At 69.0% G+C, this 11,930-nt stretch carries 13 protein-coding genes; 11 read left to right on the top strand and 2 right to left on the bottom strand.

Annotated elements, in window-relative coordinates; translation table 11 throughout:
- Positions 1 to 3 precede the first annotated feature (3 nt).
- Positions 4 to 1,197, bottom strand: a complete 1,194-nt coding sequence (gene sucC / locus KBA23_RS01570) for an ADP-forming succinate--CoA ligase subunit beta (RefSeq protein WP_290735935.1) — start codon at positions 1,195 to 1,197, stop codon at positions 4 to 6.
- Positions 1,198 to 1,513: 316 nt separating this feature from the next.
- The gene (gene mdh / locus KBA23_RS01565) at positions 1,514 to 2,476 is read right to left on the bottom strand and encodes a malate dehydrogenase (protein WP_290735932.1); all 963 of its coding nucleotides are present in this window, start codon (positions 2,474 to 2,476) and stop codon (positions 1,514 to 1,516) included.
- Positions 2,477 to 2,563: 87 nt separating this feature from the next.
- On the opposite strand from mdh, the gene KBA23_RS01560 reads away from it, so the two are divergent.
- From KBA23_RS01560 to KBA23_RS01510, 11 genes are all read left to right on the top strand, one after another.
- Positions 2,564 to 3,313 carry a sulfite exporter TauE/SafE family protein gene (locus KBA23_RS01560; protein WP_290735929.1) on the top strand — a complete coding sequence of 250 codons (750 nt, stop codon included), beginning with the start codon at positions 2,564 to 2,566 and terminating at the stop codon, positions 3,311 to 3,313.
- 356 nt (positions 3,314 to 3,669) lie between these two features.
- A complete protein-coding gene (locus tag KBA23_RS01555) occupies positions 3,670 to 4,545 on the top strand; it encodes a CoA ester lyase (protein WP_290735926.1) in 876 nt (291 codons plus the stop codon).
- Positions 4,542 to 5,102 carry an NnrU family protein gene (locus KBA23_RS01550; RefSeq protein WP_290735923.1) on the top strand — a complete coding sequence of 187 codons (561 nt, stop codon included), beginning with the start codon at positions 4,542 to 4,544 and terminating at the stop codon, positions 5,100 to 5,102. The genes KBA23_RS01555 and KBA23_RS01550 overlap by 4 nt, the downstream gene beginning before the upstream one ends.
- 8 nt (positions 5,103 to 5,110) lie before the next feature.
- Complete coding sequence (locus KBA23_RS01545) at positions 5,111 to 5,314, top strand: DUF1737 domain-containing protein (protein WP_290735920.1); 204 nt, start codon at positions 5,111 to 5,113, stop codon at positions 5,312 to 5,314.
- A complete protein-coding gene (locus KBA23_RS01540) occupies positions 5,314 to 6,348 on the top strand; it encodes a MaoC family dehydratase (protein WP_290735917.1) in 1,035 nt (344 codons plus the stop codon). Before KBA23_RS01545 ends, KBA23_RS01540 begins: the two co-directional genes overlap by 1 nt.
- A gap of 208 nt (positions 6,349 to 6,556) precedes the next feature.
- On the top strand, positions 6,557 to 6,949 hold the full coding sequence (sdhC, locus tag KBA23_RS01535) for a succinate dehydrogenase, cytochrome b556 subunit (protein ID WP_290735913.1): 393 nt from the start codon (positions 6,557 to 6,559) through the stop codon (positions 6,947 to 6,949).
- An 11-nt stretch (positions 6,950 to 6,960) separates the two neighbouring features.
- Positions 6,961 to 7,341 carry a succinate dehydrogenase, hydrophobic membrane anchor protein gene (gene sdhD, locus KBA23_RS01530; protein WP_290735910.1) on the top strand — a complete coding sequence of 127 codons (381 nt, stop codon included), beginning with the start codon at positions 6,961 to 6,963 and terminating at the stop codon, positions 7,339 to 7,341.
- Between the two features lie 10 nt (positions 7,342 to 7,351).
- The gene (gene sdhA, locus KBA23_RS01525) at positions 7,352 to 9,160 is read left to right on the top strand and encodes a succinate dehydrogenase flavoprotein subunit (protein ID WP_290735907.1); all 1,809 of its coding nucleotides are present in this window, start codon (positions 7,352 to 7,354) and stop codon (positions 9,158 to 9,160) included.
- A gap of 10 nt (positions 9,161 to 9,170) precedes the next feature.
- Positions 9,171 to 9,947, top strand: a complete 777-nt coding sequence (locus KBA23_RS01520; protein ID WP_290735904.1) for a succinate dehydrogenase iron-sulfur subunit — start codon at positions 9,171 to 9,173, stop codon at positions 9,945 to 9,947.
- A 378-nt stretch (positions 9,948 to 10,325) separates the two neighbouring features.
- Positions 10,326 to 11,180 carry an N-acetylmuramidase domain-containing protein gene (locus KBA23_RS01515; RefSeq protein WP_290735901.1) on the top strand — a complete coding sequence of 285 codons (855 nt, stop codon included), beginning with the start codon at positions 10,326 to 10,328 and terminating at the stop codon, positions 11,178 to 11,180.
- A gap of 1 nt (position 11,181) precedes the next feature.
- A partial coding sequence (locus KBA23_RS01510; protein ID WP_290735898.1) for a hypothetical protein occupies positions 11,182 to 11,930 on the top strand: 749 nt, incomplete at its 3' end.

Here is an 11,930-nt window from a genome sequence, read left to right as displayed (position 1 = left end):
GCCTCAGCCCTTCACCGCCTTAACGATCTTCTCCGCCGCGTCCGACAGGTCGTCGGCGGCGATGACGTTCAGCCCCGATTCGCGGATGATCTTCTTGCCGAGCTCGACGTTCGTTCCTTCGAGCCGGACGACCAGCGGCACCTTCAGCCCGGTCTCCTTCACCGCGGCGATGACGCCCTCGGCGATGATGTCGCAGCGCATGATCCCGCCGAAGATGTTGACGAGGATGCCCTTCACGTTCGGGTCGGAGGTGATGATCTTGAACGCCTCGGTCACCTTCTCCTTGGTGGCGCCGCCGCCGACGTCGAGGAAGTTGGCCGGCTCGGACCCATAGAGCTTGATGATGTCCATCGTCGCCATGGCGAGGCCGGCGCCGTTGACCATGCAGCCGATCTCGCCGTCGAGCGCGATGTAGTTGAGGTCGAACTTCGAGGCGGCGAGCTCCTTGGGGTCTTCCTCGGTCTCGTCGCGCAGCTTCATGATCTCGGGCTGGCGGTAGAGCGCGTTGCCGTCGAAGCCCATCTTGGCGTCGAGGCACTTGAGGTCGCCCGCCGTGGTGACGATCAGCGGGTTGATCTCCACCATCTCCGCGTCCTTCTCGACGAAGAGCTTGTAGAGCTTGCCGATCATGTCGACGCATTGCTTGACCTGCTTGCCCTCGAGTCCGAGCGCGAAGGCGACCTTGCGGCCGTGGAAGCCGGAGATGCCCGAGGCCGGGTCGACGGTGAAGGTCAGGATCTTCTCCGGCGTCTTCGCCGCCACCTCCTCGATGTCCATGCCGCCCTCGGTGGAGCAGACGAACGAGACGCGCGAGGAGCCGCGGTCGACGAGCAGCGCGAGATAGAGCTCGCGGGCGATGTCCGAGCCGTCCTCGATGTAGACGCGGTTCACCACCTTGCCGACAGCGCCGGTCTGGTGGGTGACCAGCGTTCGGCCGAGCATCTTCTGGGCCTCGTCCGCCGCGTCGGAGACGGACTTCGTGATGCGGACGCCGCCCTTCTCGCCGGCGGTGGCTTCCTTGAACTTGCCCTTGCCGCGGCCGCCGGCGTGGATCTGGGCCTTGACCACCCAGATCGGGCCGTCGAGTTCGCTCGCCGCGCTCTTGGCCTCGTCCGCCTTCTGGACGACCCGGCCGCCGGAAACGGGGAGCCCGTACTCCTGCAGGAGTTGCTTCGCCTGGTACTCGTGGATGTTCATCCGCAGCCTCACGACCGAGGGCGCGCCCGGCGCCGATCCCCTTGCTGCCAGCGCTTCTAGGCCGACAAGAATTGCGACACAACGAAATTTGCTTGCGAGCGAAACGCCGGATCGGAAAAAGCGACATCTGTGATCACAAGAAAAAAGACTGTGATCACAGATGCTCACAGGGACGCCCCGGACGTGCCGGAAACCGATTCGCGGAGCCGTCCGGGACACTTGGCGTCGCGCCGGTTTCGGGGGGAAATCCCCGTCGGGCGCTCCGGGAGGGGAGGGGGCAGGCGCCGGCGCGACCCGCCGGCGCGGCCCGGGGAGGTCAGGCGAGGGTGGCGTCGATGCCCTTGCAGGCCTCGACGAGGCCCTTCACCGCGTCGACCGACTTGTCGAACATCGCCCGCTCGGCCTTGTCGAGCCGGATCTCCACCACCTTCTCGATGCCGGCGGCGCCGATCACCGTCGGGACGCCGACATAGATGTCGTTGAGCCCGTACTGGCCGCTCAGGTGCGCCGCGCAGGGCAGGACGCGCTTCTGGTCCTTCAGGTAGGCCTCGGCCATCTCGATGGCGGACGCCGCCGGGGCGTAGAACGCCGATCCGGTCTTGAGCAGGGCGACGATCTCGGCGCCGCCGTCGCGGGTTCGCTGCACGATGGCGTCGAGTTTCTCCTGGCTGGTCCAGCCCATCGCCACGAGGTCGGGCAGCGGGATGCCGGCGACGGTGGAATAGCGGGCCAGCGGCACCATGGTGTCGCCGTGGCCGCCGAGCACGAAGGCGCTCACGTCCTTGACCGAGACGGCGAACTCCTCGGCGAGGAAGTGGCGGAACCGCGCCGAGTCGAGGATGCCGGCCATGCCGCAGACCTTGGCATGGGGCAGGCCGGAGAACTCGCGCAGCGCCCAGACCATGGCGTCGAGCGGGTTGGTGATGCAGATCACGAAGGCGTCCGGGGCGTTGTCGCGGATGCCCTCGCCGACCGACTTCATCACCTTGAGGTTGATGCCGAGCAGGTCGTCGCGGGACATGCCCGGCTTGCGCGGCACGCCGGCGGTGACGATGCAGACATCCGCCCCGGCGATGTCGGCGTAGCTGTTCGCGCCCTTGAGGTTGGCGTCGAAGCCGTCGACCGGCGCGCTTTCGGCGATGTCGAGCGCCTTGCCCTGGGGGGTCCCTTCGGCGATGTCGAAGAGGACTACGTCGCCCAGTTCCTTGAGCGCGGCGAGGTGGGCGAGCGTGCCCCCGATCTGCCCGGCGCCGATCAGCGCTATCTTCGGTCTTGCCATTTGCCGTCTCTCCCGCTCAGGTGCGAAAATCGGCCCTTGGGCTAGCCCCTCGCGCTGCACAAAGCAAGCGGTCCCCCGCGAGGCCCGATGGAACTCACCCCGCTGTTCTTCGCTGCCGCCGTCCCTGCCGTGCTGCTCGCCGGCATTTCGAAAGGCGGGCTCGAGACCGCCGGCGGGATCGCCGCCGCGCCGCTCCTCGCGCTGGTCATCGAGCCGCGCCTGGCGGTGGGGGTGATGCTGCCGCTGCTGATGCTGATGGATGTCGCCTCGCTGCGCGCCTACTGGCGCAAGTGGAACTGGGCCGACGCGCGGATGCTGATGGCCGGGGCGATCGCCGGGGTTCTCGTCGGCTGGGCGGTGTTCGGCGCCGTCAGTTCCGACGCGGTGCGGCTGATCATCGGCTGTCTCGCCGTGGGCTTCGTGATCTGGTCGGTGGGGCGCAGGCTCGGGTGGATCCCGCTCGGCCGGCCGCAGCCGCCGCGCGCCGGCCTGTTCTGGGGCTCGCTCGCCGGCTTCACCAGTTTCGTCGGCCATGCCGGCGGGCCGCCGGCGGCGGTCTACCTGCTCGGCCGCCATCTCGGGAAGACGCCGTTCCAGGCGACGAACGTGGTGACGTTCTGGTGGATCAACCTGATCAAGTTCCCGCCCTATGTCGCGCTGGGGATGTTCACCGCCGACACCGGCAAGGCCGTCCTCGCGCTGGCGCCGGTCGGGATCGTCGGGGTGCTGATCGGCGCCTGGGCGCACCGGCGCGTCAGCGATGCGTGGTTCTTCGGGCTGACCTACGTCGTTCTGGCCGCCACGGGGCTGAAGCTCATCCACGACGCCATCGTCTGATCGCCGTTCGCGCAGGCTTCGAGCGTTTCCGTCCATCGGCAGCGGGCCGTGCAGATGCGGCCGGCCTGGGCGATCGCGGCGCCGGGCGAGGCGGCGAGGGTCGCGAGGACGACGACGCGAAGGCAGGCGAGGGCGCGGGGCATGGGCGGCTTCCTGTCAACGGGCCGGGAGCGGGTCGTCCCGGGCCGGGGTTCAGCTTTCGCGCCATCGCTCAACCGGCCGTTAACCCTGCGGACGCTGGCGCGCCTCGTCGCGCAACGCTTCGTCGGTTCGGGCGGCGGTATCGCAAGATTCGTGCTTGTGTTTCGCGCGCGAGCGCCCTAGCGGTTGGTGCGGTGCAGCACAGGCGGGGTCCCATGGAGCACGGCGAACAGCCCTGGCGGTCGGTTCTCTACATGCCGGGTTCGCGCGAGCGGGCGCTGGAGAAGGCCCGGACCATTGCTGCGGACGCGCTGATCCTCGACCTCGAGGATGCCGTCGCGCCCAGCGAGAAGGAACGCGCCCGCGATCTCGTCGCGCAGGCGGTGACGGCCGGTGGTTATGGCGACCGGCGGCTCCTCGTGCGGGTCAACGGGCTCGATACCGAATGGGGCCGCGCCGACGTGATGGCCGCGGCGGCGGCCGCGCCCGACGCGGTGCTGATCCCGAAGGTCGAGCGCCCGGCCGACATCGGCTGCATCGCCGATCTTCTCGCGGAAGCGGGCGCCGCCGAGCGCGTCACGATCTGGGCGATGATGGAGACGCCGCGCGGGATGCTGAACGCTGCCGCGATCGCGGCGAGCCATCCGCGCCTACAGGGCTTCGTCATGGGGACGAACGACCTCGTGAAGGATCTCGGCGCCGCCCACACGCCCGAGCGCCTGCCGCTGGTCGCGAGCCTCGGGCTGTGCCTGCTGGCCGCCCGCGCCGAGGGGCTCGTCTGCGTCGACGGCGTCTACAACGCCTTCCAGGACGCCGAGGGTTTCCGCGCCGCCTGCGCCCAGAGCCGCGACTTCGGCTTCGACGGCCGCACCCTGATCCACCCCGATCAGGTCGCCATCGCCAACGAGGCCTTTGCGCCGTCGCCCGAGGAAGTCGCTTTGGCCGAGGCGCAGGTCGCCGCCTTCGAGGCCGCGCAGTCCCGCGGCGAGGGCGTCGCGGTCGTGAACGGCCGCATCGTCGAGAACCTGCACGTGGTCACGGCGCGCAAGCTGCTCGCGCGGGCCTCGGCCATCTCGGGGCGCGCGCAATGACGCTGCTCATCCTCGGCGTCGCGCTCTGGTGGGGCGCGCATCTCGTCAAGGCGCTCGCGCCCGGATTGCGGGCGGGCATCGCCGACCGCCTCGGCGCCGGGCCGTCGCGCGGGCTCTTCGCGGCGCTGATCGCGCTTTCCGTCGTCCTGATGGTGGTGGGTTTTCGCGCCGCGCCCGTTGTCGAGCTCTGGGCGTCGCCGCCGTGGACGCGCCACGTCAACAACCTCCTCATGGCGATCGCGGTCCTCGCCTTCGCCACATCGCATTCGAAGAGCCGCGCCCGGGCCTGGTTCCGGCACCCGATGCTGCTCGGCGTCCTCCTCTGGGCGGCCGCGCATCTGCTCGTGAACGGCGACCTCGGCTCGGTCGTGCTGTTCGGCGCGCTGGGGGTCTGGGCGCTGGTGGAGATGGCGGCGATCAACGCGCGTGACGGCGACTGGGTCCGTCCGACGGGCGGCACGCTCGCCGGGGACATCCGTCTCGTGGCGATCTCCGCCGTGGTCTTCGTCGTGATCGCCGCCGTCCACGCGTGGCTCGGCTATCCGGCGCTGGGGTAAGGGATACGATGCTCGCCTACCGCTACCTGACCGAGGCCGACACCGCCGTCTTCTGCCACAAGGTCACGCGGGCGCTGTCGCAGGGCTGGTCGCTCTATGGCGAGCCTTCCTACGCCTTCGACGCGGCCGAGGGCGTCATGCGCTGCGGCCAGGCCGTGGTGAAGGAGGTCGACGCCGAGTATTCCCCCGAACTCAAGCTGTCGGACCTGTGATGTCGAAGACCTTCGCCGGCAACTTCTTCGAGGACTACCGCGTCGGCCAGACGATCGCTCATGCCGTGCCGCGCACCGTCACCGCCGGCGAGCGCGCGCTCTACACCGCGCTCTATCCGACGCGGCTGCCGCTCTATTCCTCCGACGAGTTCGCCCGCTCCTGCGGCCTGCCGGCGAGCCCGCTCGAGGACCTCGCGGCCTTCCATGTCGTCTTCGGAAAGACCGTGCCGGACGTGTCGCTGAACGCGGTGGCGAACCTCGGATACGCCGAGGGCCGCTTCCTCGCCCCGGTCTACCCGGGCGACACGCTGAGTTCGACCTCCGAGGTGATCGGGCTCAAGGAGAACTCCAATCGCCAGTCGGGCGTCGTCTACGTGCGCTCGACCGGGCGGAACCAGCACGGCGCGCCGGTTCTCGAGTACGCGCGCTGGGTTATGGTGCGCAAGCGCGACCCCGAGGCCCCGGTCGCCGATCCGGTCGTGCCGAAGCTCGCCCCGGCCGTCGCCGCGGCCGACCTCGTGCTGCCCCCCGGTCTCGACTTCAGCCGCTACGACTTCGCGCTGGCGGGCGAGCCGCACCGCTGGGGCGACTACGCCATCGGCGAGAAGATCGACCACGTGGATCGCGTCACCATCGAGGAGGCCGAGCACATGCTCGCCACCCGGCTGTGGCAGAACACGTCGAAGGTGCATTTCGACGCGACCGCCCGGCCCGACGGCCGCCGGCTGATCTATGGCGGCCACGTCATCTCGATGGCCCGCGCGCTCTCCTTCAACGGTCTCGCGAACGCCGCCGCCATCGTCGCCATCAATGCGGGGGCCCATGCCAACCCGTGCTTCGCCGGCGACACGATCTCGGCCTGGTCCGAGGTGCTCGACAAGGCCGACACCCCGGCGCCGGGCGTCGGCGCCCTGCGGCTGCGGCTCGTCGCGACCCGCGCCGGCGCGCCGGCGCTCGGGCTCCGCGGCGAGGACGGCAAGTACCTGCCAGACGTGCTCCTCGACCTCGACTATTGGGCCGTGGCACCGAAATAGCCATGCGACAACAGTGTGATCACAACAATTACGGCTGTGATCACAACATGGAAGCCGCTTGCATTCGCCCCCCGAACGGTGTTGTAACCGCTAGGCGCGGGGGGATCGCGCGACCGACCGGCCGCAGGCGTTCCCACTGGAAGCTGGACCCGACGAGGCCGTCGCCGCGTCTCTCGGGCAGGGGTAGGGCGGCGGCACGGAGGCGTCGATGGCCGATGTAAACCGGGGCGACCGCCCCTTGTCCCCCTTCATGCTCGGGCAGTTCTACCGCTTCCAGATCTCATCGGTCATGTCGGTCCTGCACCGGATCACCGGGGTCGGAATCTCGATCGGCGCCGTGCTCGGGGTGTGGTGGTTCCTCGCGGCCGCCTCGGGCCCGGGCTACTTCTCCGTCGTCGACGGTCTGCTGACCTCGTGGATCGGCGGGCTGGTGATGCTCGGGATGCTGATCTCGCTCTGGTACCACTTCTGCAACGGCATCCGGCACCTCGTCTGGGACGCGGGCTTCGGCTTCGACCTCGACTCCGTGCGCAAGTCCGGCCTCGTCGCCGGCGGCGCGGCGGTGGCGCTGACGCTCCTGACCCTGATCGTCGCGTGGTGAGGGAGGGCAGGATGGATTACCGCACCGACCGCTCCCGCGTCACCGGCCTCGGCTCGGCCAAGTATGGCACCGGCCACTGGTGGAGCCAGCGCATCAGCTCCGCCGCGCTCGTGCCGCTGACGCTGCTCTTCATCTTCCCGTTCGTGTCGAGCCTCGGCTCCGAGCACGCCGACGTCATCGCCACCTACGCCAACCCGTTCAACGCCATCGTGGCGATCCTCTTCATCGTCACCACCTTCATCCATGTCCGGCAGGGCATGCAGGTGGTGATCGAGGACTACGTCCACGACAAGCCGATCCGCACCGCAGCGCTTCTCGCCAACACGCTGCTCTGCTGGGCCTTCGGCCTCACCGGCGTCTTCGCCGTCGCCAAGATCGCCTTCACCGCCTGAGGAACGCCCCATGGCAGCCTACACGTTCACCGATCACGTCTATGACGTCGTCGTCGTCGGCGCCGGCGGCTCCGGCCTGCGCGCCACGCTGGGCATGGCCGAGCAGGGGCTCAAGACCGCCTGCGTCACCAAGGTCTTCCCCACGCGCTCGCACACCGTCGCCGCCCAGGGCGGCATCGCCGCCAGCCTCGGCAACATGGGGCCCGACAGCTGGCAGTGGCACCTCTACGACACGGTCAAGGGCTCCGACTGGCTCGGCGACACCGACGCCATGGAGTACCTCGCCCGCGAGGCCCCCAAGGCGGTCTACGAGCTCGAGCACTACGGCGTGCCGTTCTCGCGCACCGAGGACGGCCGCATCTACCAGCGGCCCTTCGGCGGCCACACCACCGAGTTCGGCGAGGGCCCGCCGGTGCAGCGCACCTGCGCCGCCGCCGACCGCACCGGGCACGCGATCCTGCACACGCTCTACGGCCAGTCCGTGAAGCACAATGCGCAGTTCTTCATCGAGTACTTCGCCATCGACCTCATCATGACCGACGACGGCGAGGTCCAGGGCGTGCTGGCGTGGAAGCTGGACGACGGCACGCTGCACCGCTTCAACGCCAAGATGGTCGTGCTCGCGACCGGCGGCTACGGGCGCGCCTACTTCACCGCGACCTCGGCCCATACCTGCACCGGCGACGGCGGCGGCATGGTCGCCCGCCAGGGTCTGCCGCTCCAGGACATGGAGTTCGTGCAGTTCCACCCGACCGGCATCTACGGCGCCGGCTGCCTGATCACCGAGGGCGCCCGCGGCGAGGGCGGCTATCTGACCAATTCCGAGGGCGAGCGCTTCATGGAGCGCTACGCCCCCACCTACAAGGATCTGGCCTCGCGCGACGTGGTCTCGCGCTGCATGACGATCGAGGTCCGCGAGGGCAGGGGCGTCGGGGCGCACAAGGATCACATCCACCTGCACCTCAACCACCTGCCGCCCGAGGCGTTGCACGAGCGCCTGCCCGGCATCTCGGAGAGCGCCAAGATCTTCGCCGGCGTCGACGTGACCAAGGCCCCGATCCCGGTCTCGCCGACCGTCCACTACAACATGGGCGGCATCCCGACGAACTACTGGGGCGAGGCGCTCAACCCGACCGAGCACAATCCGGACCGCATCCTGCCCGGACTGATGGCGGTCGGCGAGGCCGGCTGCGCCTCGGTGCACGGCGCCAACCGCCTCGGCTCCAACTCGCTGATCGACCTCGTCGTGTTCGGCCGCGCCGCCGCGATCCGCGCCGGAGAGGTCGTCGAGCGCGGCACGCCCAACCGGCCGCTCAATCCGGTCTCCGTCGAGGCGGCGGTCGACCGCTTCGATCGCCTCCGCCACGCCGACGGGTCGCGCCCGACCGCCGAGATCCGCGCGGCGATGCAGCGCGCCATGCAGGTCGACGCGGCGGTGTTCCGCACCAACGCCTCGCTCGCCGAGGGCGTCGAGAAGGTCACCGAGATCGCCCGCTCCATGGCCGACATCAAGGTCACCGACCGGTCGATGATCTGGAATTCGGATCTGATGGAGACGCTCGAGCTCACCAACCTGATGCCGAACGCGCTCGCCACCATCGTCTCGGCCGAGGCGCGCAAGGAAAGCCGCGGGGCGCACGCCCACGAGGACTTCCCCAACCGCGACGACGAGAACTGGCGCAAGCACACGCTCGCGCACGTCCACCCCGACGACACGGTGACGCTCAGCTATCGCCCGGTGCACCTTGACCCGCTGACGACGCAGGAACATGGCGGCATCGACCTGAAGAAGATCGCGCCCAAGGCGCGGGTGTACTGAGGAGGCTCCGATGGTCGAATTCACCCTCCCCCGGAACTCGCGCGTCGTTGTCGGCAAGACCTGGCCGAAACCGGCCGGAACCAACGTCCGCGCGTTCAAGATCTACCGCTACGACCCGGACACGCCGGAGAATCCGCGGATCGACACCTATTTCGTCGATCTCGACACCTGCGGGCCGATGGTTCTCGACGCGCTGATCAAGATCAAGAACGAGATCGACCCGACGCTGACCTTCCGCCGCTCGTGCCGCGAAGGCATCTGCGGCTCGTGCGCGATGAACATCGACGGCGGCAATCACCTCGCGTGCATCTACGGCATGGACGAGATCAAGGGCGACGTGACGATCTACCCGCTGCCGCACATGCCGGTGATCAAGGACCTGATCCCCGACCTGACGCATTTCTACGCCCAGCACGCCAGCGTGAAGCCCTGGCTGGAGACCGCCTCGGCCGAGCCGAACACCGAGTGGAGGCAGTCGATCGACGACCGCCGCAAGCTCGACGGGCTCTACGAGTGCATCCTCTGCGCCTGCTGCTCGACCTCGTGCCCGTCCTACTGGTGGAACGGCGACCGCTATCTCGGTCCGGCGGCGCTCCTTCAGGCCTATCGCTGGTTGGCGGACAGCCGCGACGAGGCGACCGGCGAGCGGCTCGACGACCTCGAGGATCCGTTCAAACTCTATCGCTGCCACACGATCATGAACTGCGCCCGGACCTGTCCGAAGGGGCTGAACCCGGCCAAGGCGATCGCCTCGATCAAGCAGATGATGGTCGATCGTCGCATGTGACGGCCGTTCGGCCGCGCGCGGCCGCAAGTCGAGATTCTGCGGAGTGGGCCGTCCTCGTCGGGCGGCCCTCGTTGTTCGCCGCTGGCGCGAATCGCGAAGTTGCGTTAATCTCCAAGCGTAGATTTATACCGGCGGGCTCATGAAACGACTCGCGGACCTTTTTCGACCTTTAGGTTTTTTTCGTGTGTATTCAGGTAGTTACCCTATCTATCACGCGTGTTAGCCCGTGTTGCGCCGGGTGGCTTGGTAGGCTCGGTATTACAGCCTGATTGCCGCCTCATTTCGGCGGCGCTGACTTGCCGAATCCGTCTGTACCCCGGTTCCGACCGCATTCGTTCGCCGTTTCGTCCCGTCAACGCTCACCGGAGACGCATTGCCATGCCGACGAGTCCCGACCGATCCCTGACCGAAGCCGACTACCAGAGCGCCGCGCGCGACCTCGGGGTCGACGTCGCCGTCATCCGCGCCGTCACTGCTGTCGAGGCGCGGGGACGTGGCTTCATCGACGGCACCGACCTGCCGCTCATCCTGTTCGAGGGCCACCACTTCCACCGCCTGACCGGGGGCCGCTATGACCGCGACTTCCCCGGCATCTCCTATCCGCGCTGGGACAAGTCGAAGTACAAGGGCGGGCGTGGCGAGTACGACCGCCTGCGCCAGGCGATCAAGGTCCACGATTCGAAGCCCGAGCCGGCGTTGATGTCGGCCTCCTGGGGCATGTTCCAGATCATGGGCTTCAACCACGCGAAGGTCGGCTACGGCTCGGTCGTCGACTTCGTCAACGCCATGGCCGAAAGCGAGCGCAACCAGCTCCAGGCCTTCGTCGCCTTCGTGCGCGCCGCCGGCCTCGCCGACGAACTCAAGCGGCAGGACTGGGCCAACTTCGCCCGCGGCTACAACGGCCCGGGCTACAAGGCGAACAAGTACGACGCCAAGCTTGCCGCCGCCTTCGCCCGCGAGCGGGTCCGCCGGCAGGACGACATGGCCGGCCTCGCGCCGGAGCCGGAGCGCGCGGAGGCGGTCGCACTTCAGGTCGCGCTCAACGCCGCACTTGGCGACGCGCTGCCCGAGAAGCTCGCCACCGACGGATGGGTCGGCGAGAAGACCATCTTCGCTACCCGCCTGTTCCAGCGACAGGTGGGCCTGCGTGACACCGGCGAGGCCGACGCCGCCACCCTCGCCGCCCTCGGGCTCGGGGTCGAGCCCACCGTCCCGCAACAGAAGGTCGCCTGACATGCCCGCGCCCCTTCTCATGTCCGCCGCCATCGCCATCGCCAACGAGTTCCTGCCGGACCTTGCGGGAGCCCTGAAGCGGCCCGGCGGCCGCGCTTTGGCCGCCACGGTAGTCGACGCCGCGGCGGCGGCCGCCGGCGTCTCGCCCGAGAGCGACCCCAGGCAGATCATCGCGCGCGTCAAGGAGAACCCGACCGCGCTGGACGACCTCCGCCTCGAGCTCGAGCAGCTCAACGCCGAAAAGGAGATCTACCTCGCCGAGATCTCCGACCGCGGCAGCGCCCGGCAGGCCGAGATCGCGCGCGGGGGCGACGGCCGCATGCGTGGCAACCTGATGATCGCCGCCGTGGCGATCGGTCTCGCCTTCTGCATCTACGCGGCGATCAAGGGCATGGTCCCGGGCGCCAATGGCCAGGGTCCGACGCTCGACGCGGGCGTCCTCGCCCTCATCACCACCGTCGCCGGCGCGCTTCTCAAGATGCTGAGCGACGCGTTCGCCTACGAGTTCGGCAGCTCGCGCGGGTCGAAGGAAAAGACCGAGGACCTGATCGCGATCAACGAGGCCAACCAGGCGGCCACCGCCCGCGCCGTCAAGACCGCCCAGACCCAGGCCGCCACCGTCGCGGCGCGCGTCGTCCAGGAGACCAAGGCGGCGGTCACGACCGGGGCCGCGACCGCCACGGCCGTCGCCGAGACGCTTGCCAATCCGAAGCCTCGCGACTTCGTCGGGCAACTCGTGCGGGGCGAGAT

Source organism: Amaricoccus sp., assembly GCF_017995835.1.
GTDB lineage: Bacteria > Pseudomonadota > Alphaproteobacteria > Rhodobacterales > Rhodobacteraceae > Amaricoccus.
The sequence above is the reverse complement of the archived record's forward strand: the minus strand, read 5'-3'. Positions and strand labels throughout refer to the sequence as shown.

Coding starts and splice junctions, on each gene's coding strand:
- sucC (WP_290735935.1), bottom strand. CDS start 1,197: ATGAACATCCACGAGTACCAGGCGAAGCAACTCCTGCAGGAGTACGGG.
- mdh (WP_290735932.1), bottom strand. CDS start 2,476: ATGGCAAGACCGAAGATAGCGCTGATCGGCGCCGGGCAGATCGGGGGC.
- KBA23_RS01560 (WP_290735929.1), top strand. CDS start 2,564: ATGGAACTCACCCCGCTGTTCTTCGCTGCCGCCGTCCCTGCCGTGCTG.
- KBA23_RS01555 (WP_290735926.1), top strand. CDS start 3,670: ATGGAGCACGGCGAACAGCCCTGGCGGTCGGTTCTCTACATGCCGGGT.
- KBA23_RS01550 (WP_290735923.1), top strand. CDS start 4,542: ATGACGCTGCTCATCCTCGGCGTCGCGCTCTGGTGGGGCGCGCATCTC.
- KBA23_RS01545 (WP_290735920.1), top strand. CDS start 5,111: ATGCTCGCCTACCGCTACCTGACCGAGGCCGACACCGCCGTCTTCTGC.
- KBA23_RS01540 (WP_290735917.1), top strand. CDS start 5,314: ATGTCGAAGACCTTCGCCGGCAACTTCTTCGAGGACTACCGCGTCGGC.
- sdhC (WP_290735913.1), top strand. CDS start 6,557: ATGGCCGATGTAAACCGGGGCGACCGCCCCTTGTCCCCCTTCATGCTC.
- sdhD (WP_290735910.1), top strand. CDS start 6,961: ATGGATTACCGCACCGACCGCTCCCGCGTCACCGGCCTCGGCTCGGCC.
- sdhA (WP_290735907.1), top strand. CDS start 7,352: ATGGCAGCCTACACGTTCACCGATCACGTCTATGACGTCGTCGTCGTC.
- KBA23_RS01520 (WP_290735904.1), top strand. CDS start 9,171: ATGGTCGAATTCACCCTCCCCCGGAACTCGCGCGTCGTTGTCGGCAAG.
- KBA23_RS01515 (WP_290735901.1), top strand. CDS start 10,326: ATGCCGACGAGTCCCGACCGATCCCTGACCGAAGCCGACTACCAGAGC.